Annotated in this window: 27 protein-coding genes; 10 read left to right on the forward strand and 17 right to left on the reverse strand. The window is 55.7% G+C overall.

Annotated features, from left to right (window positions below; all coding sequences use genetic code 11):
- The 12 genes from MUU46_RS12285 to MUU46_RS12340 form a co-directional block, all read right to left on the reverse strand.
- Positions 1–1680, reverse strand: a complete 1680-nt coding sequence (locus tag MUU46_RS12285; protein ID WP_258965662.1) for a glycosyltransferase family 2 protein — start codon at positions 1678–1680, stop codon at positions 1–3.
- Positions 1671–2024, reverse strand: coding sequence for an ApeI family dehydratase (locus MUU46_RS12290; RefSeq protein ID WP_159757423.1), 354 nt, complete (start codon positions 2022–2024; stop codon positions 1671–1673). The genes MUU46_RS12285 and MUU46_RS12290 overlap by 10 nt, the downstream gene beginning before the upstream one ends.
- Positions 2021–3373: an AMP-binding protein gene (locus tag MUU46_RS12295; protein WP_258965663.1), complete on the reverse strand. Its 1353-nt coding sequence runs from the start codon at positions 3371–3373 to the stop codon at positions 2021–2023. Before MUU46_RS12295 ends, MUU46_RS12290 begins: the two co-directional genes overlap by 4 nt.
- Positions 3374–3375: 2 nt before the next feature.
- Positions 3376–3951 (reverse strand): COG4648 family protein, encoded by a 576-nt coding sequence (locus MUU46_RS12300; RefSeq protein WP_258965664.1) that lies wholly within the window; start codon positions 3949–3951, stop codon positions 3376–3378.
- Between the two features lie 5 nt (positions 3952–3956).
- On the reverse strand, positions 3957–4208 hold the full coding sequence (locus MUU46_RS12305; protein WP_125354977.1) for an acyl carrier protein: 252 nt from the start codon (positions 4206–4208) through the stop codon (positions 3957–3959).
- Between the two features lie 13 nt (positions 4209–4221).
- A complete protein-coding gene (locus MUU46_RS12310) occupies positions 4222–4479 on the reverse strand; it encodes a phosphopantetheine-binding protein (protein ID WP_159757773.1) in 258 nt (85 codons plus the stop codon).
- Between the two features lie 33 nt (positions 4480–4512).
- Positions 4513–5298 carry a lysophospholipid acyltransferase family protein gene (locus MUU46_RS12315; RefSeq protein ID WP_159757432.1) on the reverse strand — a complete coding sequence of 262 codons (786 nt, stop codon included), beginning with the start codon at positions 5296–5298 and terminating at the stop codon, positions 4513–4515.
- Positions 5295–6017, reverse strand: a complete 723-nt coding sequence (locus MUU46_RS12320) for a beta-ketoacyl synthase chain length factor (protein ID WP_258965665.1) — start codon at positions 6015–6017, stop codon at positions 5295–5297. Before MUU46_RS12320 ends, MUU46_RS12315 begins: the two co-directional genes overlap by 4 nt.
- A 240-nt stretch (positions 6018–6257) precedes the next feature.
- Positions 6258–6650 carry a hypothetical protein gene (locus MUU46_RS12325; protein WP_258965666.1) on the reverse strand — a complete coding sequence of 131 codons (393 nt, stop codon included), beginning with the start codon at positions 6648–6650 and terminating at the stop codon, positions 6258–6260.
- A gap of 363 nt (positions 6651–7013) precedes the next feature.
- A complete protein-coding gene (locus tag MUU46_RS12330) occupies positions 7014–8063 on the reverse strand; it encodes an AI-2E family transporter (protein WP_159757441.1) in 1050 nt (349 codons plus the stop codon).
- Between the two features lie 239 nt (positions 8064–8302).
- Positions 8303–8860, reverse strand: coding sequence for a DcrB family lipoprotein (locus tag MUU46_RS12335; protein ID WP_258965667.1), 558 nt, complete (start codon positions 8858–8860; stop codon positions 8303–8305).
- Between the two features lie 73 nt (positions 8861–8933).
- Positions 8934–9599, reverse strand: coding sequence for a 7-cyano-7-deazaguanine/7-aminomethyl-7-deazaguanine transporter (locus MUU46_RS12340; RefSeq protein ID WP_159757447.1), 666 nt, complete (start codon positions 9597–9599; stop codon positions 8934–8936).
- 186 nt (positions 9600–9785) lie between these two features.
- On the opposite strand from MUU46_RS12340, the gene tusA reads away from it, so the two are divergent.
- The 4 genes from tusA to MUU46_RS12360 all read left to right on the forward strand — a co-directional run bounded on the left by tusA (position 9786) and on the right by MUU46_RS12360 (position 13015).
- Positions 9786–10031 carry a sulfurtransferase TusA gene (gene tusA / locus MUU46_RS12345; protein WP_110510173.1) on the forward strand — a complete coding sequence of 82 codons (246 nt, stop codon included), beginning with the start codon at positions 9786–9788 and terminating at the stop codon, positions 10029–10031.
- A gap of 173 nt (positions 10032–10204) precedes the next feature.
- Positions 10205–11188: a TRAP transporter substrate-binding protein gene (locus MUU46_RS12350; protein WP_258965668.1), complete on the forward strand. Its 984-nt coding sequence runs from the start codon at positions 10205–10207 to the stop codon at positions 11186–11188.
- 23 nt (positions 11189–11211) lie between these two features.
- Positions 11212–11721 (forward strand): TRAP transporter small permease, encoded by a 510-nt coding sequence (locus tag MUU46_RS12355; RefSeq protein WP_159757453.1) that lies wholly within the window; start codon positions 11212–11214, stop codon positions 11719–11721.
- Between the two features lie 10 nt (positions 11722–11731).
- On the forward strand, positions 11732–13015 hold the full coding sequence (locus MUU46_RS12360; RefSeq protein WP_159757456.1) for a TRAP transporter large permease: 1284 nt from the start codon (positions 11732–11734) through the stop codon (positions 13013–13015).
- Positions 13016–13600: 585 nt separating this feature from the next.
- Here MUU46_RS12360 and zntA read toward each other — a convergent pair.
- Together zntA and MUU46_RS12370 are read right to left on the reverse strand one after the other, a co-directional pair.
- The gene (gene zntA, locus MUU46_RS12365) at positions 13601–15814 is read right to left on the reverse strand and encodes a Zn(II)/Cd(II)/Pb(II) translocating P-type ATPase ZntA (protein ID WP_258965669.1); all 2214 of its coding nucleotides are present in this window, start codon (positions 15812–15814) and stop codon (positions 13601–13603) included.
- Between the two features lie 79 nt (positions 15815–15893).
- On the reverse strand, positions 15894–16520 hold the full coding sequence (locus tag MUU46_RS12370) for a lysoplasmalogenase (protein ID WP_159757462.1): 627 nt from the start codon (positions 16518–16520) through the stop codon (positions 15894–15896).
- 149 nt (positions 16521–16669) lie between these two features.
- Here MUU46_RS12370 and MUU46_RS12375 point away from each other — a divergent pair, with 149 nt between their 5' ends.
- On the forward strand, positions 16670–17017 hold the full coding sequence (locus tag MUU46_RS12375; RefSeq protein ID WP_258965735.1) for a DUF2500 domain-containing protein: 348 nt from the start codon (positions 16670–16672) through the stop codon (positions 17015–17017).
- A 60-nt stretch (positions 17018–17077) separates the two neighbouring features.
- On the opposite strand, the gene MUU46_RS12380 is transcribed toward MUU46_RS12375, so the two are convergent.
- Complete coding sequence (locus tag MUU46_RS12380; RefSeq protein ID WP_110510166.1) at positions 17078–17359, reverse strand: DUF1145 family protein; 282 nt, start codon at positions 17357–17359, stop codon at positions 17078–17080.
- Positions 17349–17945 carry a 16S rRNA (guanine(966)-N(2))-methyltransferase gene (rsmD, locus tag MUU46_RS12385; protein WP_258965670.1) on the reverse strand — a complete coding sequence of 199 codons (597 nt, stop codon included), beginning with the start codon at positions 17943–17945 and terminating at the stop codon, positions 17349–17351. Before rsmD ends, MUU46_RS12380 begins: the two co-directional genes overlap by 11 nt.
- A 146-nt stretch (positions 17946–18091) precedes the next feature.
- Between rsmD and ftsY the strand changes: the two genes are divergently transcribed.
- The 4 genes from ftsY to rpoH all read left to right on the forward strand — a co-directional run bounded on the left by ftsY (position 18092) and on the right by rpoH (position 22582).
- On the forward strand, positions 18092–19738 hold the full coding sequence (gene ftsY, locus MUU46_RS12390; protein WP_258965671.1) for a signal recognition particle-docking protein FtsY: 1647 nt from the start codon (positions 18092–18094) through the stop codon (positions 19736–19738).
- A gap of 2 nt (positions 19739–19740) precedes the next feature.
- Positions 19741–20406 (forward strand): cell division ATP-binding protein FtsE, encoded by a 666-nt coding sequence (ftsE, locus tag MUU46_RS12395; protein WP_110510163.1) that lies wholly within the window; start codon positions 19741–19743, stop codon positions 20404–20406.
- On the forward strand, positions 20399–21457 hold the full coding sequence (ftsX, locus tag MUU46_RS12400) for a permease-like cell division protein FtsX (protein ID WP_159757471.1): 1059 nt from the start codon (positions 20399–20401) through the stop codon (positions 21455–21457). Before ftsE ends, ftsX begins: the two co-directional genes overlap by 8 nt.
- A gap of 270 nt (positions 21458–21727) precedes the next feature.
- Positions 21728–22582: an RNA polymerase sigma factor RpoH gene (gene rpoH, locus MUU46_RS12405; protein WP_159757474.1), complete on the forward strand. Its 855-nt coding sequence runs from the start codon at positions 21728–21730 to the stop codon at positions 22580–22582.
- An 83-nt stretch (positions 22583–22665) separates the two neighbouring features.
- Here rpoH and pdxR read toward each other — a convergent pair whose 3' ends face one another.
- The gene (gene pdxR, locus MUU46_RS12410; RefSeq protein WP_258965672.1) at positions 22666–24147 is read right to left on the reverse strand and encodes a MocR-like pyridoxine biosynthesis transcription factor PdxR; all 1482 of its coding nucleotides are present in this window, start codon (positions 24145–24147) and stop codon (positions 22666–22668) included.
- 116 nt (positions 24148–24263) lie between these two features.
- On the opposite strand from pdxR, the gene MUU46_RS12415 reads away from it, so the two are divergent.
- Positions 24264–25529: a 4-aminobutyrate--2-oxoglutarate transaminase gene (locus tag MUU46_RS12415; RefSeq protein WP_159757480.1), complete on the forward strand. Its 1266-nt coding sequence runs from the start codon at positions 24264–24266 to the stop codon at positions 25527–25529.
- Positions 25530–25652 lie beyond the last annotated feature (123 nt).

Here is a 25652-nt window from a genome sequence, read left to right on the forward strand (position 1 = left end):
TTATTCCTTCTCAGTCGCATCCGGCAGACGCCAGAAATCAAAAAAGTTAAACCAGTCGAGGGGCGATAGCAGGGCGTAATGCTCCAGCCGTTGCGCGTAACGGTCGACGGTATTCTGTAACGCCTGCTGGCGTTCGCCGCGCGGCAACACCAGTGGGTCAGCGAACGGTTCGCAGTGGACATGTAATTTGCCCTGCTGCTTGAGGGCGAAAATCATCAGCACCGGGCATTTGAGCACCGATGCCAGAATAAACGGCCCCTGTGGGAACGGCGCGGGCGAGCCCATAAACTCGCTCCAGATAACGCGCCAGTCGCCGCCGCGCTGCGGGTTCACTGCAATGCGATCGCCGACGATCGCTACCCATTCGCCCCTCTCGAGTTTCTCTTTCAGCAGCATCGCGGTGTCCGGGCCGATGTTGGTCACAGAGATTAAATTAATGCCCGACTGCGGGGCGTTTTCTTCCATCACCTGCTTGAAACGTTGGGCGTTATCGCTGAACACCAGCGCGTTAATGGTGCGGGTAGAAAGTGCGCGGCAGGCTTCGACATCGCCCAGATGCGAGGCCAGCAGCAGCTTGCCCTGCGGCATGGACATATCCAGTGCTTCTTGCGCGCCTGGCGCAAACACGATATCGCGGCCCGGTTTTATCTCCCCGCGCCAGCTGGCGATTTTGTCGAGGAGAGCATGGCCGAAGCCCATAAAATGCTGGAAGCTATTAAAGCGGTCAGGCTGCGGTAGATTGCGCGCCGAAAGCTCGCGTTTGGCGCAGGCAATCCACTGCTGTGAGGCGCGCCGTGGTTCGCGGGCGGTCAGCCAGAAAACGGCAATCACCGGCCACAGTAAGAGTGAAAACGCGCCACGCCCGAAGGTTTTCCACACCCAAATCATCAGCTTCATGCCCCACAGGCCTTTGGCTTCCGGCTGTTTCGCCCAGTGCTGGCGACGACGGCGGAAAAGCAGGGACGGAATGCGCGGTAACATGCCGAAAAACAGGCGGGTGTGCATCCACGAGATGCGCAGATTGTCTTTCAGGGCGTCGAAATGGGACAAGCCGTCCAGCGGATAGGTCACGCGGGTCGGCACAAAATAGCTGGTGTTTCCCTGCCAGTAGAGACGCACCATCACTTCGGTGTCGAAGTCCATGCGTTTGCCGAGCGCCACCTGCTTCGCGAGTTGCAGCGTTGGCTCAACAGGATACACGCGAAAGCCGCACATGCTGTCTTTGAGCTGGAGAGACAGCGTCTCGATCCATACCCAGACGTGGGTCACGTAACGGCCATACAGGCGCGAACGCGGCACGGAATCGTCGTAAATCGGCTGCCCGGAAATCAGTGAGTCGGGGTGTTTTTCTGCCAGCGCCAGTAATTTGGGAATGTCTTCGATGGCGTGCTGACCGTCGGCATCCACCTGCACCGCGTGGCTAAAGCCTGCGCGCTGGGCCTCTTCCAGACCGCGAATCACTGCCGCCCCTTTGCCTGCGTTTTCCGCCAGGCGCACCAGCGTCAGATGTTTGTGCGTTTCTGCCAGCGCGTTGAGCACTTCACCGGTGGCGTTATCGCTACCGTCGTCCACCACAATGCACGGCATCGCAAATGCAGACAGCCGGGCGAGCACGCTCGCCATCATCGCGCCGTGGTTGTAGCAGGGGATCAGAATACAGGGGGAAAAGGCTACGGACATAACCGGATCTTGCCGCTGCTGGCGGTGTGGCGAGCGTCGCCGTCGTGGCGTTGATAGCTGAACGCCAGCAGCTGTTTGTCAGCCTGCCAGGTCATTTCCAGCGTGACTGTCGTTTCCGGCAACAGCGGGGCCTGGAACTTCACGTTCTGGATGCTGTGAAAACGAAAGCCGGGAGCCAGCAGGGTGGTGGCGTAATGCATCACCCAGTCGAGCTGTGCTACGCCGGGCAGCAGCGGTTGTATGTCGAAATGGCCCTGAAACCAGAACAGCTCCGGGTCGAGGTGCAAAATGACCGACAGCGCCTGCGGCTGTGTCTGCTGGCGTTCAATTTCACGAGGCTTCATGAAAATAGCTCCTGCAATTGCGCGTAGACACGCTTGTTCATGCTGTTGACCGGGATTTCGTCGAGCACGCGCCAGTAGCGCGGCACGGAAACCGGCTCCAGCCACGGTAACAGCGCGCGACGCCAGGCCAGCTCTTGCGTCTTTCCGCCGGTAGCCTGCCACTGCTGACGGGCGCTTTCGGTGAGCACCAGCACCACGCCAATGCCCTGACGGCCACCGCGTGAAACAGGGAGCGCAGCGGCATCGGCAATGCCTTCCAGCGCCAGCAATCGTTTTTCGACTTCGCTCAGGGAAACGCGTTTTTCTTCAATTTTAACGACCCGCCCACGACGTCCCGCCAATCGGAAACCGTCATCGACCAGTTCGATCATATCGTCGAGCAGCAGGCCTTCGGGGCCATTAAGCAACGGCGAAATCAGCCGCCACTCTTCGCCTTCGGCACGCAGCGTCACACCCGGGAAAAGCTGCCACGAGGTGCTGTTATCGATGCGCTGACGCCAGGCCATGATCCCGGTTTCGGTGCTGCCGTAGATTTCATCGGGCCAGACCTGAAACCATTCTTGTGTCACTTTTGCTTCCCGCCACGGCAGCATACCGCCTGCGGAGAGGATCATGTCGACGGGCGGCGGCGTGAGCTTCGCGTCCAGACGCTTGAGAAACGCCGGGCTGCTGATAAACACGTAGCGATGCTCAGGGTCTAGTGCGCTCAGCTGTTCAGCGTAGTAGAGCATTGCGGCGTGCAGCGGCAGCCCGCAGGCCATTGGCAAGAAGATGCGGAACGTCAGGCCATAAAGATGCTGCGGCACGACCGACGCCACAAACCGGCAGCCCTCGAGGCGCTGTTCGAAACGGGTGTGCAGCATGCAGGCTTCTTCGTCGAGCAGCGCGATGGGCTTGATGATTTTTTTCGGCTGGCCGGTGGAGCCGGAAGTAAAGAGTTCAACAAAGCTGTCGGCAGCGACGGGCGGGAGCGTGATATCCCCCGCGTGCGAGACATTTTCGCTGGCGCTGACGATTATCTGCGGGCCGCCGCATTCGAGCTGCGTTTCACTCAGGATGCCGTCGAATAAATCCTGCTGTTCGTTCAGCAGAGGGGCGCGGCAGTGGCCAGGGATCACCGGGATTTTCCCCGCGTGCAGCGTGGCCAGCAGCGCGAGGATAAACAAATAACTGTTTTCGAAACACAGCGCCCAGCGCTCACCGGGCTGTGCCTGTAACGACTGCGTCAGCTGCGCGACATCGTGGCGCAATTCGCCAAGCTGCCAGTGCCGTGAGCCGAGCCAAGCAATGCAGGTGTCGTCAGGACGCACTGGGCTTAGCCATTGTGACAGCGGAAGGGGGTGTTTCATGGTTAATCTCTTTTCATCAAACGTCTGCGAACCAGCCATTCACCGGCCATCAAGGTGCCCATCAGCAAGTAGGCGATGACGCCGTTCCACGCGGTCCACAGCCGCATGTCGCCATGCAGGGCGGTGAAGAGGGCAATCGATCCGTTCACGATAAAAAACAGGCACCAGATGCGGGTCACCTGACGGGTATAACGCACGCCCGCAGGGGGCAATTCTGGCTCACGTAGGCGCGCCAGACGCTCAACTAGCGGCATGTCGCTCCACAGCGAGCCGCCGAATACCGCGAGCATCACCGCGTTCACCATCACCGGATAGAACAGCAGCAGCTGGTGCGCTTTCAGCAGCGCGCTGGCAGCGCACAGGGCAATTCCGGCAAGCGCCACAATTTGCAGCACCCGGCGCATCGGTCCGGCCTGTTTGCGCACCTGGAACAGACGCAGCAACAGCAGCAGCGCCATCACCGGCAGCAACCAGTGCAAGCCGTTATGCGCCAGACCAAAGCCAACCAGTAATGGCCAGGCCAGAACAATGGTCCCTGTCGCCAGCCGCATCAGCGGCAGCGAGCGTAAGCTGCGCATCTGAATTATTCGTCGTGCAGCAGACGGCTTACGGCATCGACCACATCCTGTACAGTGCGGACCGATTTGAATTCTTCAGGCTTAATTTTCTTTCCGGTTTTTTTCTGCAGGTGGACCACCATGTCGACGGCGTCGATGCTGTCCAGCTCCAGGTCTTCATACAGGCGGGACTCAGGCGTAATGTCCTGAGGGTCGAGTTCGAAGAGTTTGTGCAGAAGCTCGGTCACTTCCTGATAAATCGTTTCTTGTTCAGTCATAACGGACTCGTCTTCACGCGCGTTGAGCGTTAATAAAGGACGCCAGTGTGGCGACGGAATAGAAATGCTGACGCATCTCTTCGCTTTCTGCTGAAAGCACCACGCCGTACTGATTCTTTACCGCCAGTCCCAGTTCGAGTGCATCAATGGAGTCCAGGCCCAGGCCGTCTCCAAAGAGTGGGGCATCGGTGTCGATATCATCCGCTGACATCTCATCAAGATTCAGGGTCTGAATAATGAGGTTTTTTATTTCAAGATAGAGGGCTTGCATCATTAATTCCTGCCAAAAATAGTTCTGTCCCGATTAGGTTTTCGGGTTGGTCTGCTGCAGTTGAGACAAAAACAGCCGGTTGAGCTGTCGGGCAGCCAGAGCCGGTTCTTGTAAGTTTGCATCATATAAGTCGGTGATGGCGAGACGCTCGCACACATTCACATCGAATATAGGTTTCACCGGCGGCACATCATACCACCTGCTCTGTTTGTCGAGCATGCGTTCGCTGCACTGGATCGTCACAATTCGGACATCGCTTGCGCAACGCACGGCGATATTTGCCGCGCCGCGCTGGAGCGTCATTGGCTCACCCACGCGTGTGCGGGTGCCTTCCGGAAAAATCAAAATCGTGTCGCCTTTTGCCAGACGCTGCTGGCAGGCGGGCAGCAGACTGTCGGCCTGGCTGTTAATCAAATAGTCCGCGCTGCGAATGACGCCACTCATGCATGGGTTTTTCAGCAGTGAGCTTTTCACCATGCAGTCGGTGTCGGGCATTACCGAAGCCAGCATCACGTAATCGAGCAGGGATGGGTGATTGGCGATAACCAGACAGCCGCGCTCCTGGCGCAAAATATTTTCGCCGTGAATACGATAGTCCAGCACGCCCATGACTTTTGTGACCCATAAAAAGAAACGAAAGCTGGTGGCAATGCTGCGGCGCGCCAGGCTGCGGCGACGGTCTTTATTTCGCACGCACAGCAATAAAATATTAAACCAGATAAGCGACAACAGCAGCCCGCCGAGGCCGAACAGCGAAAAGCAAAACCCGGTGGCGAAGATGCGCCACAGGCGGTTGACGCGGGAACTGACGGTTTTCATGCCCGGCTCCAGCACCAGCGGGAGACGTCACCGTCAATGACGAATTCGCAGTCGTGATTCAGATAGTGGCGCAGGAACGTCAGGCTTTGCGGCAGCGCGTTTTCTGCCTCCGTTCCGCCGGATTGTGTGGTGCAGGCGAGGCTTGTCCCGGCTTCGAACACCATCGCGCAGGCATAGGCCCAGGTCGGCATGGCGTCGGGTATGTCCGGGTGATAAAACGCGGGCAGCGCGCCGTCAAAATCAACCATTAGCACGCGCTTATAGCCCGCCTGCAACAGGCTGATAACTTCGCACAAGCCTTGCTGAAAAGTGTCTTTTCCGGCGGACAGCGAAGATGAAACCACTGGCTGTTGCGCCACGATGGTCAGGTTTCCGACGGCAGAGTTATGCACCGAGAGCGCGAAATCGGTGGGCGACACGGATTGCTGCGCCGCCAGCGCCTCGAGAATGCGGAAGTTGCGTTCGAGTTCGCCGTGGCGGCTGGTGTAGAGCACCGCATCAATGGCGTGTTTGCGTAACATCAACAGCCCGCACTCCACCGCGAGTTTGCTCCCCGAGCTTAAACGGCGCGCGGTCATCATCGGCAGCGCGGTCAGTTTGGCCTGCGGCGCAGTGGCATCAATGGGCTGGACGTGATTCGCCCACTGAATCCACTGAGCGTCGTCGCTAAGGCCAGGCGCACGGGCCTGCCAGTCGATAAGGTTTAATGCAAAATTCATCAGTGCGAGCCTGGTCTGTCGATACTCTTTATTCGTTAGAAGACGTTATGCCATTTATTATCGTTTTTTTCACGCGGCATTTTGCCGTGGGGCTACTATTTGCACTCATATTCTACAATGTCATCGGCAGACAGGCGAATATCTGTAAGACAGAGTGGTCTTAATTCTGGCATTTGTCACATTGGGACGTAAACGCAGCGGGATATCAGGTCGTTGTGATCTGATATCCCGAAATAACGATTACTGCTGTACGGCACTGGAGAGGCTAATCTGAATATCTTTATCGAGATTATGTACCCAGCGGTTGTAGTTCTTATGGATTTGTCCACCTTCCGCCATCAGATTAGTACTACCGTCATATTTAATGATGTAGCTATTGGCAGAATACTGAATCAAAACATTGGCGGTATGGTCACGTGCCTGCTGACGGCCTTTAATCACGCCCGGGCCAGCATCGTTCATTATCCACTGACGGTTCAGACCCGCTTTTAAGATGGCATTACGCACCTGGGCTTCGGTGTGACCGGTGGCTACCGGGCTTTGCACTGTTTCAATCGGTGCGGTGCGAGAAACGCAGCCCGCCAGAGTGCCGACAACAGCAACGGCAGTACACCATGTTACTAATTTTTTCATCAATAACTCCATTCAATCTGTAAAGCGCTGCGAGATTAAAGCAAGCATTATCCAAACCCTTTATCAACGGCCGAGCGTTATTTCGATTACGTGATAACAGGTGTTTTTTTTGGTTATTTTGACGTTAAAAATGATAAGGGAGTATGTGAGTGGCTGCAACCGGAATATTTGTTAATACGATGATAAGGATCCGCGTAATTAATATTTCGACAATTGGATTTTAATTATTAGAAAATTGTAGTTAGGGAGTTATTCATTTCTGTGCGAAGAAAAAGTCAGAACAAAATGTCCGGCGGCGCAATGCCTGCACGGGCCTACGGGATAGGTAGGTCCGTGCAAACGCAGCGCCGTCGGGCAATGCCATTAACCAGGCAATCGGCTCTTCGGACGCCCAGGGCCCAACAAAATCGCCAGCTTGCTGCCGCCTTTAGTGGTTTCCATCCAGATTTTACACACACTGGTGAGCGGTACTGAGAGCAGCATCCCGACCGGGCCGAGCAGCCAGCCCCAGATCAATAATGATAAGAACACCACAAGCGTCGACATGCCCAGACGATGGCCCATCATTCGCGGTTCGACCATATTTCCCAGCACCATATGTACCGCGAGGAACAGCCCGCCGACTAGCATTCCTTCATACCAGCCGTTAAACAGGAACGCCTGAATCATCGGCGGAATGGCTGAAATCACCGACCCAATGTTGGGGACGTAGTTCAACAAGAACGCCAGTACGCCCCACATCAGCGCGAACTGCACGCCGAGCAGCAGCAAACCGAGCCAGACAATCACCCCGGTCCACAGGCTGATCAGTGTTTTCAGCGCCAGATAGTGGGACACCCCTTTCAGGGCGCGGTGCAGCCCGGCGATATGGATTTGCGGATTCACGAGGGCGAAACGCAGTTTGTATGGGACGTGGCGCACTTCGAATAGCATAAACACCACCGTCATCATCAGTAGCACGATGCTCGCCATGGCCCCGGAAAATTGGGTCATCATGGTGGTCGCGAAGGCGACCATTTTGTCGGAATCAACGCGTTGCAGCATACGCTCTGGCGACATGTGCATGTGTAAAAATGGCATTGAGTCTTGTAAGGCAAGCAGCTTGTGGGTCAGTTCTTTGTTGTATTTCGGCAGCATGGCGACAAATTCACTGGTGGATGCCGCCAAAACGGCGACCAGCGCGGTGAGTACGCACAGCATTGCAAAGACCACAATCGCGATGGACAGCGGTCGTGATACGCCGCGACGGATAAACCAGGTCACCAGTGGATTGAGAACGATGGCGAAAAACAGGGCCAGTAAAAGTTGGACAATAATGTCGGCGGCGGCGTGGATCCCAGCCAGGATGACAACCAACGACGCCAGTTTGAGAAGTATGTGTAAACCCGCTTTATCAGCGGCAAGTGTGGTCATGACAATTTCCTTATGAGCTATCGCCATTAAGTGTAGTGCGTCCCGCTGGGCTGACTATCGGAAAGAAGGATGGTTTTCTCCCGCGCCCCTTTGTGGAGAGGGCAGGGTGAGGGGAATATTGCCCTTCGCTATTGCCTGACGACGCTTGGTTTGCGCATGCCTACTTAACGCGAGGGTTAACGCGAACCAAAAAAAGCCCCCGGTCGCGAAACCGAGGGCCGTATCGTCAGCAGGATAACTTAGTTGATGACGATGGTATTGATGATGTTCTCTGCGGTGCTCTGCGCTTTCTGCTGATCGTCAGCAGGCAGCGTGATTTGCAGGGTCAGCAGTTTGCCGTCCACTTTGCCCAGTACCACGGAAGAGTACGCGGTCTGGCCTTTGGCAGAGATAATGCTGTCGAGCTGCTGAAGGGTCTGGCCTTTCAGCTCGATGGATTTGTTGGTCACAACCTGCAGCTGCGGATCGCGGCTACGCTGCTGCGCTTCCAGACGGGCAGCCAGTGCGCTCAAGTCTTCGTTGGAGTTGTCGCCGACAATCACGATAACCGCTTTCTGGCCCGTTGCGTCGGAGTAAACGTGCATGTTGTTAGCCTGAGTGCCCAGCTTGCCGCTCTGATCGGTCATATCGGCCGGCAGGGAGAAGCTGAGTTTGCCATCCAGCAGTTTTACAGGCTGTGCAGCGGCGTTGCTTTCGGCAGCTGCTCCCTGAACTGGGGCTTTGCTGTCGCTGTTGTCACAGGCGGAAAGGCCCATTACCAGCAGGCCAATACCGACGTATTTAACCAAATTGCGCATTGACATCTTCCTTTTGATAAACGGCCATTAATGGCACATCAGCTTATCTTATCACAACCCAAAGCATGAACCTTTAACCCGCTTGAAAAGCTGGGCTTTCAGATTTATCTGCCAGTTTTTTCAACAACATATTCAACACCACGCCGTACATCGGCAGGAAGAATACCAAACTGATAAGCACTTTGAAGGTGTAATCAACCAGCGCGATTTCGACCCAATGGGAAGCCATGAACGGATCGGGGCTGCGCCAGAAGGCGATGAAGAAGAACGCGAGGGTATCGCTGACGTTACCGAATAGCGTGGAGGCGGTTGGCGCCATCCACCAACGGTGATTCTGTCGCAGACGGTTGAAGACGTGAACGTCAAGAATCTGCCCTAGCGCGTAAGCCATAAAGCTTGCGGCGGCGATACGAGCAACAAACAGGTTAAAGCTGGTAAGTGCGGCAAAACCCTGCCATTCGCCCATATAAAACAGTGACGAAATAACGTAGGAAATCAGCAGCGCAGGAGCCATTACCGCAAAGATAATCTTACGGGCAAGCGGCGCGCCAAAGATACGCACGGTCAGGTCGGTGGCGAGGAAAATAAATGGAAAGCTAAACGCGCCCCAGGTGGTATGAAAACCAAAAATGGAGACCGGCAGCTGCACCAGATAGTTACTGGAGGTGATTACCAGTAGATGAAAAAGCGAAAGCCAAAACAACGCTTTTACGCGCTGTGCTTGAGAGAACTGCATCATGTTGTAGCCTTTTTAGTGGTTGGGGTGAGGGAACCCAATGTGTATCTTGAAACGCTAAAAACCGCCGCATGATACTGCGTTATGTGCGCTTTGCAACGGCTAATTTTCGCGCAATCGTTAACCTGCCTTGCGTCACAAATAACTGGCGGTAAACTAGGGCGGTTTTTTTGACTGACTGAGTGAACCATGAGCGATATTTTTTCTGCTGCTGACCACACCCTCGATGCTCAGGGCCTGCGCTGCCCCGAACCGGTAATGATGGTACGCAAAACCGTGCGCACCATGCCCGTCGGCGAAACATTGCTGATTGTAGCGGATGACCCAGCGACGACCCGTGATATTCCTGGCTTCTGCCGCTTTATGGATCATGAGCTGATTGCTCAACAGACCGAAAGTCTGCCTTATCGCTATCTCATCCGTAAAAACCATTAATTCTCTAAGGGCAGAAAATGTGATCTGCCCTGAAATATCGTTACCAAACCTTTAAACCATCGTTTCATAATTATGGCTTTTGTGAGGCGTCTCACCGTCGTTTTTCCAGTACCAGGCTAATTTTTAAACGCAAAACTAAAACAACGTTTTATTAAATATCCTGGAGCCGACCGATGAAAATGACTGTAAGGCCATTTGTGGCCGCTTTATGCTTTTCCACCGCAGCACTCTGTTTTACTCCTTCGGTTTTAGCGCAAACCATTCGCGCCGCCGATGTCCATCCTGAAGGTTACCCGAACGTGGTGGCGGTTCAGCATATGGGCGAAAAACTCAAACAGCAAACTAACGGCGACCTGGAGATTAAAGTCTTCCCGGGCGGCGTGCTGGGCGATGAAAAGCAAATGATTGAGCAGGCGCAAATGGGGGCCATCGACATCATCCGCGTATCGATGGCGCCAGTGGCGGCTATTCTGCCGGACATCGAAGTGTTCACCCTACCGTACGTCTTCCGCGATGAAGATCATATGCACAAGGTGATCGACGGCGATATCGGCAAACAAATTGGCGAGAAGCTCACCAACAATCCGAAATCCAAACTGGTGTTCCTCGGCTGGATGGATTCCGGCACCCGTAACTTGATTACCAAACAGCCGGTCACCAAACCAGAAGATTTGAAAGGGATGAAAATCCGCGTTCAGGGCAGTCCGGTGGCGATTGATACCTTGAAAGACATGGGCGCTAACGCTGTCGCGATGGGCGTGAGCGAGGTTTACAGCGGTATGCAGACTGGCGTTATCGACGGTGCCGAAAATAATCCCCCAACCTTTATCGCCCACAACTACATGCTTGTAGCGAAGCATTACACCCTCAGTGGCCACTTCATTACCCCGGAAATGCTGCTTTATTCCAAAGTGAAATGGGACAAACTCAACGCCGATCAGCAGCAAAAAATCCTGACACTGGCCCGCGAAGCCCAGATGGAACAGCGCGAGCTGTGGAACGCCTACAACAAACAGGCGCTGGAAAAAATGAAAGCGGGTGGCGTGCAGTTCCACGACATCGACAAAGCCTACTTTGTCCAGGCGACGGAGCCGGTGCGTAAAGCCTATGGTGAAAAGCATCAGGATCTGATGAAAGCCATCGCTGACGTCCAGTGAGTTTCACGTCGGACGGAGGACTTATGTCTGAATCCTTTTCAAAAGTGATGGATAAGCTGTACATGCTGGCGATGTGGGTCGCCGGCGTGTCGCTTCTGGTGATGACCATCGTGATTCCCATCGGCATTTTTTCCCGCTACGTGCTGAACCAAGGGGAATCCTGGCCGGAGCCGGTGGCCATTCTGTGCATGGTAACGTTCACCTTTATCGGTGCGGCTGTGGGCTACCGCGCCGGTTCGCACATCGCGGTCAACATGCTGACCGACCGTCTGCCCGCGGTGCTGCAACGCGCATCGGCGCGGCTGGTTGATCTCATGATGCTGCTGATTACCGGGTTGATGCTGTGGTACAGCTACGGGCTGTGTCTCGATTTGTGGGATCAGCCAGTGGCGGAGTTTCCGCTGCTGACCTCCGGTGAAACCTATCTGCCGCTGCCGATTGGCTCGGCGATGTTGATTCTGTTTGTCATTGAGCGTCTGTTGTTCGGTTCTCAGGAGAACCGCCCGATAGTGCTTATCGGTAACCACGGTTAAGGGGTGTCAGATGGATGCGTTTATTCTGCTTTTCACCCTCGCCATTTTGTTGGCTATTGGGATGCCGGTGGCCTTTGCCGTGGGGCTCAGCGCCGTGGTAGGGGCAATTTGGATTGAGTTACCGCTGGAAGCGCTGATGATTCAGATTACCAGCGGGGTGAATAAATTTACCTTGCTGGCGATTCCGTTCTTCATCCTCGCCGGGGCAATCATGGCGGAAGGCGGGATTGCTCGCCGACTGGTCAATTTCGCCTATCTGTTCGTGGGCTTTATTCGCGGCGGTCTGTCACTGGTGAACATTGTGGCATCGACCTTTTTCGGTGCAATTTCCGGTTCGTCAGTAGCGGATACTGCATCTATCGGCAGCGTGATGATCCCGGAAATGGAGAAGAAAGGGTATCCGCGCGAATACGCGGCGGCAGTCACTGCCAGTGGTTCGGTGCAGGCGATTTTGATCCCGCCGAGTCACAACTCGGTCATTTACTCGCTGGCGGCAGGCGGCACGGTGTCTATCGCCTCGCTGTTTATCGCCGGTGTGTTGCCGGGCTTGCTGTTGAGCGTCAGTCTGATGGTGATGTGCCTCGCCTTTGCACGAAAGCGCGGCTATCCGAAAGGCGAAGTCATTCCGTTTCGTCAGGCGGTTAAGATTTTCTTTGATGCGCTGTGGGGGTTGATGACGGTGGTCATCATTCTCGGCGGGATCCTTTCGGGTATTTTTACCGCGACGGAATCCGCGGCGGTGGCCTGCCTGTGGGCGTTCTTTGTCACGATGTTTATCTACCGTGACTACAAATGGAACGAGCTGCCGAAGCTGATGTACCGCACGGTGAAAACGGTCAGTATCGTAATGATCCTGATTGGCTTTGCCGCGGCGTTTGGTGCGGTGATGACCTACATGCAGCTGCCGACGCGTATCACCGAGTTCTTCACCACGCTTTCCAGCAACAAGTACGTGATTCTGATGTATCTCAACGTCATGCTGCTGTTGATTGGTACGCTGATGGATATGGCGCCGATCATTTTGATCCTGACGCCGGTGCTGTTGCCAGTGACGAATTCGCTGGGGATCGACCCGGTGCATTTCGGAATGATCATGATGGTTAACCTGGGGATCGGCCTGATTACGCCACCGGTAGGATCGGTGCTGTTTGTGGCCAGTGCGGTGAGTAAGCAGAAGATAGAAACCGTGGTCCGCGCGATGCTCCCGTTCTACGGAATGCTGTTGGTGGTGCTGGCGATGGTGACGTATATCCCGGCAATTTCACTGTGGTTGCCGCACGCCCTGGGGATGTAACGTTTCCCCTCACCCCGGCCCTCTCCCCAAAGGGGCGAGGGGGAAAAGCGGGAGGGATTGGCGCTTTGGTGTTCCCTCTCCCCCAGGGGCGAAGGGGAAAAGCGGGAGGGATTGGCGCTTTGGTGTTCCATCTCCCCCAGAGGCGAAGGTGAAAAGCGGGAGGGATTGGCGCTTTGGTATTCCCTCTCCCCCCGGGGCGAGGGGGAAAAGCAGAAGGGATTGGCGCTTTGGTATTTCCTCTCCCCCAGGGGCGAAGGGGAAAGCGGGAAGGATTGGTACTTTGGTATTTCCTCTCCCCCAGAGGTGAAGGGGAAACGCGGGAGGGATAGGCACTTTGGTATTCCCTCTCCCCCAGAGGCGAGGGGGAAAAGCGGAAGGGATAGGCACTTTGGTATTCCCTCTCCCCAAAGGGGCGAGGGGGAAAAGCGGAAGGGATTGGCACTTTGGTGTTCCCTCTCCCCCAGAGGCGAGGGGGAAAAGCGGGAGGGATTGGCACTTTGGTATTCCCTCTCCCCTTGGGGGAGAGGGTTAGGGTGAGGGGTTGTTTTCTCCCTCTCCCTAAGGGAGAGGGCAGGGGAGAGGGGATTACACCTTCCGATTTAACAACCGCAACGCATTCGCCGTCACCAGCACCGTGGCACCGGTATCGGCCAGAACCGCGAGCCACAGGCCGGTGATCCCGAGCAGCGTCGTGACCAGAAAGACGGCTTTCAGTCCCAGTGCAATCGTAATATTTTGGCGGATGTTAGCGCTGGTCGCGCGGGCAATGCTAATCATCTGCGCCAGACCCGTCAGGCGATTCCCGGTCAGCGCCGCATCGGCGGTTTCAAGCGCCACGTCCGTACCGCTGCCCATCGCAATGCCAATCGTCGACGCTTTCATCGCAGGCGCATCATTGATGCCGTCGCCCACCATCGCCAACGGAGCCTGCTGATTCAATGTGGTCACGGCGGTCACTTTATCCGCAGGCAGCAGCCCGGCACGGAAATCCAGCCCCAACTCATTGGCAATCGCCGCCGCTGCCCGAGGGTTATCGCCGGTCAGGATAACACCCTGAATGCCCAGCGCATTCAGCGCGCTGACGGCTTCGCGAGCGTCGTCCCGCAGCGTGTCGCGCAACGCCAGAATGCCTTGCAGATGCTGATTTTTAACCACCACTACCACCGTTTGTCCGGCTTCTTCCAGCGCCCTGATTTGCGCCGCCTGACCTTCGGCAGGGAACTTATCCCCGGTACAAATCAGTACCTTCTCGCCATTCACGTCGGCTTCGATACCGGATCCGGCAAGCGCTCGTTGATTCTGAGCCCCTGGCAGCGTGAGGTTGCGCGCATTCGCTTCATTGATAATTGCTGTCGCCAGCGGGTGACTGGATCCTTGTTCCACGGCCGCAGCCAGCGCCAGAAGCTCGTCTTCGGTGGTGCCGTTCAGCGCCACAATGCTGGTCACGCACGGTTTGCCGACGGTCAGCGTCCCGGTTTTGTCGAAGGCGATGTGATGAATGCGACCGAGCTGTTCCAGCGCCGCGCCGCCCTTAATCAAGGCGCCCTGGCGCGCCGCCGCAGCCAGGCCGGAGGTAATCGCCGCCGGCGTGGAAATCACCAGCGCGCACGGGCAGCCAATCAGCAACAGCGTCAGCCCTTTGTAAATCCACGGCTGCCACTCAGCGCCCGTCAGCAGCGGCGGTAATACCGCAACCAGCAGCGCGACCAGCATAATCGCCGGGGTGTAAATGCGGCTGAAGCGGTCGATAAAACGCTCAATCGGTGCCCGGCGCTCTTCGGCCTCTTCAATCAGGCGCAGAATGCGGTCGATGGCGCTGTCGCCGGGTTCGGACGTCACGCTCAGCTGCACCAGGCGGTCAACGCTGGTGGCTCCCGCAGGCACGTTTTCGCCCGCATTTCGTTCGACGGGCACTGATTCACCGGTGAGCGCGCTTTCATCGAAACTGGCAAAGGCAGATATCAGCTTACCGTCCGCAGGCAGGCGGCCCCCGGCGGCGACTTCGATAACGTCACCCGGACGCAAATCGCGTTGGGGGACGGTTTCGCGTTGGCCATCACGCACCCGGACCGCGATGTCTGGTTTTAACGCCATCAATGCACTAACGCCTTTGCGGGCGCGACTGGCGGCCCAGCCTTCAAGGCGCTCCCCGATGATAAACAGCAGCAATACCATTGCCGCTTCAGCCGTCGCGCCAATGAATAATGCGCCGATAGCCGCCACGCTCATCAGCGTTTCAATGGCAAACCAGCTGCCGGTTTTAATCAGACGCAGCGCCTGGCGCGTAATCGGGAACAGTCCGACCAGGGTAGTGGCAATAAAAGCGAGATTCCCGAGCGGATGGTTTATCTGTGTCAGTCCCCAGCTGAGAGCCATCAGGATGATCAGCGCTATTAGCGGTAAATTTTCTTTCAGACGAGAAGGGGCGGGCGCTTTCGGCGCATCTTCACTACGCAGGACATAGCCGGCGTTGGCGACAGCGGTTTCGACCTGCGTGCGAATATCGCTTTCGGCATCAACCAGCAGCTTTTCGGTGGTGAACAGCACCTGAACCTGGTTGACGCCGCTCACCTGGCGAACGGCATTTTCAACTTTGCGCGCACAGGCGGCGCAGTCCATACCGTTGACCAGCCAGCTGAAACGCGTACCGGAAGCAGGGGAGATGACCGGTGCAGACTCAGGCTTTGAGCCGCCGCAGCAAGCGCCGTGATCGTTGTGCGGTACCGTTACCTGAGCAGGCGTGAAGGTCGTTTTCGCGAACTGAGGCGTGGGTTTGGCTTTGGCGTCTGGAGTCGACATGGCACTCTCCTGTTACTGATAATTTTCTCAATAACACCGAGCATACACTTTGGAGTCGACTCCAGAGTCAAGCCTCTTTTTACAAATACAGCGCGCGGACGATCAAAAAGTGTCCGGCGAAGTAGCAAGCGGAGGAAATGGCGGTATCGGCGCGGAAGCGGCGACGGTAGTGACTACCCAGCCACACGATATTGCCGATAAGCAGCAGCGTCGCGCCAAGGAAGCCGGAAAGCGCGGTATCCACTGGACGGAAGAACCACAGCTCGCCCGCCAGCCACACCATCACCAGCGTCATTGCAATAAACGTACATACCGGCAGACGCAGCTCTTCAAGGCGCGACCAGATAACGGCTATCAGCAGCGCGCCAATTACCAGCAGCACCAGCGGCAGCGGCCAGAAGAACGACAGCGTCATCTGACTGGCGAACCAAATCGTATACAGCAGATGAGAAAGGAAGAACGCGCCCACCGCGTACAGCATACGTTCGCGCGACAGCAACGTCAGTGCATCGCCAATCAGCGATGCACACAGGCCCGCCAGCACCAGGTAACTGATTGCGTTAAACATCGGGGCTTGCCAGGCGAGAAGCAGCAGCAGAATCAGCGTGACGGGTTTGAACACCCAGCGCTGCCAGACCGGGCCACGGTAGGATGCGTCGACGTAAAGCCAACCGGATAAACAGACTGCAATGAAAGACCACAGCATAATAAGTCCTTGTATCTTTTATCGATGTAAAAGCACTCTCCGATTCAGTGTAGTGGCGCGGGGTGGCAGATGGCAATGCCGGTTCAGGCACGGTATCCTCCTTTGCGTCAATTCTTAGAAGACAGTGAGAGAATCCTCCCATGAGCAAAATGCCGCTCTTTTTTGTGATTGTGGTGGCGATAATTGTCGTTGCCGCGTCGTTCCGTTTCGTGTCACAGCGTCGTGAAAAGATGGAAAACGAGGCCGCTCCGCTGCAGCAAAAGCAGGTAGTTGTGACCAACAAACGTGAAAAGGTGTTGAACGATCGACGTTCTCGCCAGCAAACCGTCGCCCCGGCGGGCAGCGATATGCGTTATCAAGCGAGCTTTAAACCGGAAACCGGCGGGCTGGAAGTAACGTATCGTCTGGATGAGAAGGCGTATCACGCGTTGAACGTCGGTGACAGAGGGACGCTGAGTTACAAAGGCTCGCAGTTTGTGGCCTTCACGGTGCAATAACCCGGTGTCGGTTCATTGAGAGAGTAGGCCCGGCAAGCGTGAGCGTCGCCGGGCAAAAAATCACTTCTTCTTCGTCGGCGTCAATTTCATCTTCTTCTGCCAGGCAATCAGTTCAAATACCCCAAACAGGAACACGCGAACCGACTCGCCGCGGGTCATTTGCGGACCGTCTTTTGGCAGAGTGGCTTTCAGGAGGGTCATTTGCAGACCGTGCATAAGGATCATGAAAATCAGCGCCACGTTGACGAAGATATTCACCGGAAATTTGAACGGGTGCAGAACGTTGAGGACCAAAAAGGCCCAGACGCAAAGCATGAGCAGGCGGCCAATATTAAGCAGCATTGTTATTTCCTTGTGCTTCACGTTGATAAAGGCGATAAGCAACCTGACCGGCCACTTTTTCGCGGTATAAATCCCAGTGCGAGGGGACCAACGGGAGGCCGTTTTCCACTTCGCTTTCGACATAAATCAGCGCGTCGTCCGCCAGCCAGCCATTCGTTTCCAGCAGATTCAGTGTTTCGTCGAGCAGTCCTTTACGGAACGGCGGGTCGATAAATACTACATTGTGCGGTGTGCCAGGCTGCGCAAGGAACGTCAGACTGTTGGTATTGACCACTTTCGCGTGACTGGCGTTAAGCGTCGCGAGGTTTTTTTGTAACTGTTGTGCCACATGGCGATCCATTTCCAGCAGGGTCGCACTGGCGGCATAACGCGACAGCGCCTCAAGCCCCAACGCGCCGCTTCCGGCGAAACAATCGAGGCAGTGAGCGTCGACCATATGCGGCGCAAGCCAGTTAAATAGCGTCTCACGGACGCGGTCAGTGGTTGGGCGCAGGCCTGGGCTGTCCGGAACAGGGAGCTTACGGCCCCGCCATTGCCCGCCTATAATGCGGATCTGGCCGCTACCGGAGTGGTTTGGTTTTTTCATATCTATGCTCAGCTCAATGCTGGATTACTGTTCCAGGCGGTGATGCGCGTTAAGTTAAGTGATAGACTATTTCATCATTTTTTTAGCTTCCATGTACATAGCGGTGACGCGGTACCGGGAATCAACAGCGAAGAGCGTGCTCGCAAATGGCAAAAGACAAAAAAAGAGGCTTTTTTTCCTGGCTGGGCTTTGGACAGAAAGAAAAAGAGCAACAGGAAGCCGAACAGCAGCAAAGCGAAGCGCAGCCAGCGCCCGCTGAACCTGTCATTGAGCAGGACACGCAGGAAGTTGCTGACGCCGTAACGGTTGAACCTGTCGCGGAACAGGACGTTGAACGCCTCGCTGAACCCGAAGCGGAAGTGACCGCGCACAGCGAAGCAGAAACCGAAGCCTTCGCCGAAGACGTAGTTGAGGTGACCGAAGAGGTCGCTCAAGGCGCTATCGTGCAGCCGGTTGAGCCTGAAGCCGTTATCGAACACGAAACGCTGCCGCTGCCGGAAGACATTGCCGCAGAAGAGCCGGCAGTGGTTATCGAAGAAGAAGCCGTTGTCGCGCATCAGGTGCAAGCCGAAGAAGCGACCCCGGTTGAAGCCATCGCAGAAGAAACTATTGCCGAAGAACCCACTGTTGAAGAACCGGCAGTTGAAGAGCACGCAGTTGAAGAGCCTGTGGTTGCAGAAACCCCGGTTGAAGAAGCTGTTGTTGAAGACGTTGCCGAAGAAGAACTCGCTGACGTCGAACTGAGCGACGAAGAGCTTGAAGTGCAGGCGCTAGCCGCCGCCGATGCGGCAGAAAATGCCATCGACGCGCCGGAAGAAACGGCAGAAGAAGCCGACGACGCACAAACGCAGCAGGAACAGGAGCGGCCGACCAAAGAAGGCTTCTTCGCGCGTCTGAAACGCAGCCTACTGAAAACCAAAGAAAACCTCGGTTCCGGATTTATCAGTCTGTTCCGCGGCAAGAAAATCGATGATGATCTGTTTGAAGAGCTGGAAGAACAGCTGCTGATTGCCGACGTCGGCGTGGAAACGACCCGCAAAATCATCGCCAATCTGACCGAAGGTGCAAGCCGCAAACAGTTGCGTGATGCCGAAGCGCTGTACGGTCTGCTGAAAGATGAAATGAGCGAAATCCTCGCAAAAGTGGAAGAGCCGCTTAATATTGAAGGCAAAACGCCGTTTGTTATCCTGATGGTTGGTGTCAACGGTGTGGGTAAAACCACCACCATTGGTAAGCTGGCGCGCCAGTTTGAGCAGCAGGGTAAATCGGTGATGCTGGCAGCGGGTGATACCTTCCGTGCTGCGGCGGTTGAGCAGCTCCAGGTCTGGGGCCAGCGCAATGATATTCCGGTGATTGCTCAGCATACCGGGGCCGATTCCGCATCGGTGATTTTCGATGCTATTCAGGCTGCGAAAGCACGTAATGTGGATGTCCTGATTGCCGACACCGCAGGGCGCTTGCAGAACAAATCGCACCTGATGGAAGAATTGAAGAAGATTGTCCGCGTAATGAAAAAGCTCGACGAAGATGCGCCGCATGAAATCATGCTGACCATCGATGCGAGTACCGGTCAGAACGCTATCAGCCAGGCGAAGCTATTCCATGAAGCGGTTGGGCTGACGGGCATCGCATTGACTAAACTGGACGGGACCGCCAAGGGTGGCGTTATCTTCTCGGTGGCCGATCAGTTCGGCATTCCGATTCGCTACATTGGCGTTGGCGAACGTATCGAAGATTTGCGTCCGTTTAAATCGGACGATTTTATTGAGGCACTTTTTGCCCGAGAGGATTAACAATGATTCGCTTTGAACAAGTCAGCAAAGCCTATCTCGGTGGGAGACAAGCGCTGCAGGGGATTAACTTCCAGCTGCAGCCGGGTGAGATGGCCTTTCTGACCGGCCACTCCGGCGCGGGGAAAAGTACCCTGCTGAAGCTCATTTGCGGTATCGAGCGTCCCAGCACCGGGAAAATTTGGTTTAGCGGCCACGATATCAGCCGCCTGAAACACCGCGAAGTGCCGTTCCTGCGTCGCCAGATTGGGATGATCTTCCAGGATCACCATCTGCTGATGGACCGCACCGTGTTTGATAACGTCGCTATTCCGCTGATCATCGCGGGAGCCAGCTTCGATGATATTCGTCGTCGCGTCTCGGCGGCGCTGGATAAAGTCGGGCTGCTCGATAAAGCGAAAAATTTACCGATTCAACTTTCCGGCGGTGAGCAACAGCGCGTGGGTATCGCCCGTGCGGTAGTGAATAAACCGGCGGTATTGCTGGCGGATGAACCGACCGGTAACCTTGATGAGGCGCTGTCGGAAGGCATTCTGCGTCTGTTCGAAGAGTTTAACCGCGTTGGGGTAACGGTGTTGATGGCGACCCACGATATGGGGCTTATTTCCAGCCGTTCATACCGACAGCTGACGCTCAGCGACGGGCATTTGCACGGAGGCTACGGTGAATAAACGCGAGGCGATGAACCACATCCGGCAGTTCGGCAACCGTTTTGACCGGCTGCGTAACTCTGCAAGCGGCGGCGGTAAAAACGGCGGCAACGTGCCGAAACGCGCGAAGTCTTCGCCGAAGCCAAACTCCCGCAAAACCAACGTTTTTAACGAGCAGGTGCGTTACGCCTTTCATGGCGCGGTGCAGGACCTGAAAAGCAAACCGCTGGCCACGTTCCTGACGGTGATGGTCATTGCTATCTCCCTGACGCTGCCGAGCGTGTGCTACATGGTCTACAAAAACGTGAACACCGCGGCGTCGCAGTATTATCCGTCGCCACAAATTACGGTGTATCTCGAAAAAACGCTGGACGATGACGCCGCGGCGAAAGTCGTGGGACAGTTGCAGGCCGAACAGGGCGTGGACAAGGTGAATTACCTGTCCCGCGATGAAGCGTTGGGCGAGTTCCGTAACTGGTCAGGCTTCGGTGGCGCGCTGGATATGCTGGAAGAGAACCCGCTTCCCGCCGTGGCGATTGTCATTCCAAAGCTCGATTTCCAGGGTACCGATTCGCTGAACACCCTGCGTGACCGCGTGTCACGTATTCAGGGCGTGGATGAAGTGCGCATGGATGACAGCTGGTTTGCGCGACTTTCTTCCATCACCGGCCTGGTCGGGCGCGTAGCGGCGATGATTGGCGTGCTGATGATTGCGGCGGTGTTCCTCGTCATTGGTAATAGCGTGCGCCTGAGCATCTTTGCGCGTCGCGACACTATCAACGTCCAGAAGCTTATCGGCGCAACCGACGGCTTTATCCTGCGTCCATTCCTGTACGGTGGGGCGCTGTTGGGCTTTTCCGGTGCATTCTTGTCGCTGATCCTTTCCGAGATCCTGGTGCTGCGGTTGTCATCGGCGGTGACGGAAGTGGCGAAAGTGTTTGGCACCCAGTTTGAACTCAGTGGGTTAGGTCTGGATGAATGTTTGCTGATGCTGATTGTTTGTTCAATGATTGGCTGGATTGCCGCCTGGCTGGCGACGGTACAACATTTACGCCACTTTACGCCGGAATAATAAAAGTCTGATATACTCTCTCCCTGCTGCAAAGTTCCTGTGCAAAATCGCAGGGAGAGAGTCAAAACCCATCTGCTTTCCCTGCCCGCAAACATTATCAACGTGATGTCACATTTTGTGCGTAATCTATTCACAGCGTTGCATGGAACTTGTGGATAACATCACTGTCTGATTAAAATGTGAATGTTAATCTCGCTGCTCGTAACAACTGGCCCGAAAGTTGCCTGATGGTGACGTACCACGGCCAGGACGTAAATTGAGAGGACTTGAATGACCAAAGATATGCAAACTTTAGCTTTAGCCCCTGTTGGCAACCTGGAATCCTATGTCCGGGCGGCAAACGCATGGCCGATGTTGACGGCTGATGAAGAACGGGCACTGGCGGAAAAGCTGCATTACCAGGGCGATCTGGAAGCAGCGAAGACGCTGATCCTGTCTCACCTGCGCTTTGTTGTTCACGTTGCTCGTAATTATTCGGGCTACGGTCTGCCGCAGGCCGATTTGATTCAGGAAGGTAACATCGGCCTGATGAAAGCCGTGCGTCGTTTCAACCCAGAAGTGGGTGTGCGCCTGGTGTCTTTCGCCGTGCACTGGATCAAAGCTGAAATTCACGAATACGTGCTGCGTAACTGGCGTATCGTCAAAGTCGCGACCACCAAAGCGCAGCGTAAGCTGTTCTTCAACCTGCGTAAAGCCAAGCAGCGTCTGGGCTGGTTCAATCAGGATGAAGTCGAAATGGTTGCGCGCGAGCTGGGTGTTTCCAGCAAAGACGTACGTGAAATGGAATCGCGAATGTCCGCGCAGGACATGGCCTTTGATATGTCATCTGATGACGATTCCGAAAGCCATTCCGTCGCACCGGTGCTCTACTTACAGGATAAAACGTCTAACTTTGCCGACGGCATTGAAGACGACAACTGGGAAGAGCAGGCCGCGAACAAACTGACTCACGCGATGGAAGGTCTGGACGAACGTAGTCAGGACATCATTCGCGCTCGCTGGCTGGATGAAGACAACAAGTCCACGCTGCAGGAGCTGGCCGACCGCTATGGTGTGTCCGCCGAGCGTGTGCGTCAGCTTGAAAAGAACGCGATGAAAAAATTGCGTATGGCGATCGAAGCGTAAGCTGAGAGCCAATGCCCGGTGGCGCTTACGCTTACCGGGCCTACACATTGCCATGACGTCCCGGCACAAGAAAGCCCGAAGGTTTAACCTGTCGGGCTTTTGTTTTTTATACACTCCATCAATACCTTAAAGGCTCCTTCCATCTCTTCTTCGCGCATCGCCGCAAAACCCATTAATAATCCACGCTGCGTCGCATGGTTCAGGTAATAGCGTGAAAGCGGTCGCACCAGGATACCTTTTTCATTTGCCGCGTTAGCCAGCGCCACGTCGTCACAATCGGCATCAAGTTTCAGCACCAGGTGCAGCCCGGCGTTGTCATTAAATTCGCTTAATGCCTCTTTGCCGAGATAATCGGTGATAAGCCCCGCCAGCCGCTGACGACGACGGGCGTACAGCAGGCGCATCCTACGGATATGCGCGGTGTAATGCCCTTCGCGAATAAACAGCGCCAGTGCTTCCTGGTCGAGCAAACGCCCGCTGCGGTAAAGCTCGGCATGCGCGGTGCGCAGCGACTGCGCCAACAGGCGAGGTAATACGACATAGCCGAGGCGCATCCCCGGCCACATGGTCTTACTAAAAGTACCGATGTAAATCACCGGCGCATCTTCGACCAGCCCCTGTAGCGCCGGAATCGGCTGGCCCGAAAAGCGGAACTCGCTGTCGTAATCGTCTTCGACAATCCAGCTCCCGGTCTGTCGCGCTACCGCCAGCAAGCGCTGACGGCGTTCCAGGCTCATCACGCAGCCAAGTGGATACTGGTGCGACGGCGTGACAAAGATCAGGCGTGGTGGCGACTCTCCTGGCTCCGGCGGGTTCATGCCGCTGAGATCGACATTGACCGCCTGCAGATTCACCCCGCTCATCTGCAACACGTTGCGAATGCCCCAATAGGCGGGCTCCTCAATCCATGCGCTGTCGCCGGGGTTGCACAGCATACGTGCCACCAAATCAATCGCCTGGTGAATGCCTTCGGTTATCAGAATTTGATCCGGTGTGCAGCGCACTGAGCGCGCCACGCGTAAATATTCCATCAACGCCTGTTGCAACGCCAGACTGCCGCCGGATGGGCTGTAGGAAAGCTGCATCGCCTGCGGTTTTCGGCTGACGCGGGTGTGGATTTTACGCAGCAGCGCATGAGGGAATTCGTTGACGTCGGGCACGCCGGGTAAAAACGCGCCCCACTGGCGAGGGCTGGCACGGCTATGCGCCAACAGCGCCTGACCGCGTTCTGAAAAGCTCACACTTTGTGGCGAACTGGCGTGCTGTTCATCGCTGCCCGCAGCGAACAGCAGCGCGTCCGGCACGGTTTTCGCTACAAACGTGCCGCTACCGGAACGGGACACGATATAGCCCTCCGCCAGCAGCTGTTCGTACACGGTCAGCACCGTATTGCGCGACAAGCGCAGCTGGCTCGCGAGATCGCGTGACGGCGGCAGACGGCTTTGCGGCGGCAGACTGCCGTCGAGGATCGACAGCCGTACGGCGTTATACAGCTTTTTGTGCAATTTATCGTCAGATTGTTCATCCAGACGCAGTTGCAGGAGATCACACACTAAAGAACGCAATTGGATCCCTCAATTATTCAAAACTGGTACTCGATTATAGGACCGCTTAGAGAGTAAAACACTTATATTGTTTCAAAGTTGTTAACACTAATTAAGTCTGAGATGGGGTAAGGTCGATGAAGAACAATGAACTGAATCAGCGCCGTTTGCAGGCGACACCACGCGGCATTGGCGTCATGTGCGGTTTCTACGCTGAGAAGGCTGAAAACGCTACGCTGTGGGATGTGGAAGGTAATGAAGTGATTGATTTCGCTGCGGGTATTGCGGTGCTGAACACTGGGCATCGTCACCCTTCCATCGTCGCGGCGATTGAAAAGCAGTTGCAGGCGTTTACCCACACTGCGTACCAGATTGTCCCTTACGAAAGCTACGTTTCACTGGCCGAACGCATTAACGAGCGCGTACCGGTGAACGGCCCGGCGAAAACCGCATTCTTCTCGACCGGTGCGGAAGCGGTCGAAAACGCGGTGAAAATCGCCCGCGCTTACACCAAACGCCCTGGCCTGATTACCTTCGGCGGCGGTTTTCACGGCCGTACTTTCATGACCATGGCGCTGACCGGCAAAGTGGCGCCGTATAAAATAGGCTTCGGTCCGTTCCCAGGTTCCGTTTACCACGGCCAGTATCCGAGTGAAGCGCAGGGTGTCAGCACTGCAGACGCGCTGAAAAGCCTCGATCGTATTTTCAAAGCGGATATCGCTCCGGATCAGGTGGCGGCAATTATTCTCGAGCCGGTGCAGGGGGAAGGTGGTTTCAACGTCGCGCCGGCCGATTTTATGCAGGGCCTGCGTAAACTGTGCGACACCCACGGCATTCTGCTGATTGCTGATGAAGTGCAGACCGGTTTTGCCCGTACCGGCAAACTGTTTGCGATGGAGCATTACGACGTGAAGCCTGACCTGATGACCATGGCGAAAAGTCTGGCCGGCGGGATGCCGCTCTCTGCGGTGGCGGGTCGTGCCGACGTAATGGATGCACCAGCGCCAGGCGGTCTCGGTGGCACTTACGCCGGTAACCCGTTGGCCGTCGCAGCGGCGCACGCGGTGCTGGATATCATCGACGAAGAGAAGCTCTGCGCCCGTGCGGCTGAGCTGGGTCATCATCTGGTTGAAGTGCTGAATAACGCCAAAGCCAGCTGTCCTCACATCGTGGATGTACGTGCGCAAGGTTCGATGGTTGCCGTTGAATTTAACGATCCGCAGACCGGCGCACCCTCGCCTGAATTCACCAAACAGGTGCAGGATAAGGCGATGAAAGAAGGCCTGCTGCTGCTGAGCTGTGGCGTCTACGGCAACGTGATTCGTTTTCTTTACCCTCTCACCATCCCTGAAGCCCAGTTCCGTAAGGCGCTGGAGATTATTCGACACTCCCTCAGCCACTAATGGCTCGCCGCTCTTCGGAGCGGCTTTTTTTTGTCACGTTTCTGTTACATAACCCTCAAAATTATCGTTCCAATTGCTAAAAAATCGGGTATGTTTTAGCAGAGTATGCTGCAAAAGCGCGGG

The sequence above is a fragment of the Scandinavium tedordense genome, assembly GCF_024764965.1.
GTDB classification, from domain to species: Bacteria; Pseudomonadota; Gammaproteobacteria; order Enterobacterales; family Enterobacteriaceae; genus Scandinavium; species Scandinavium tedordense.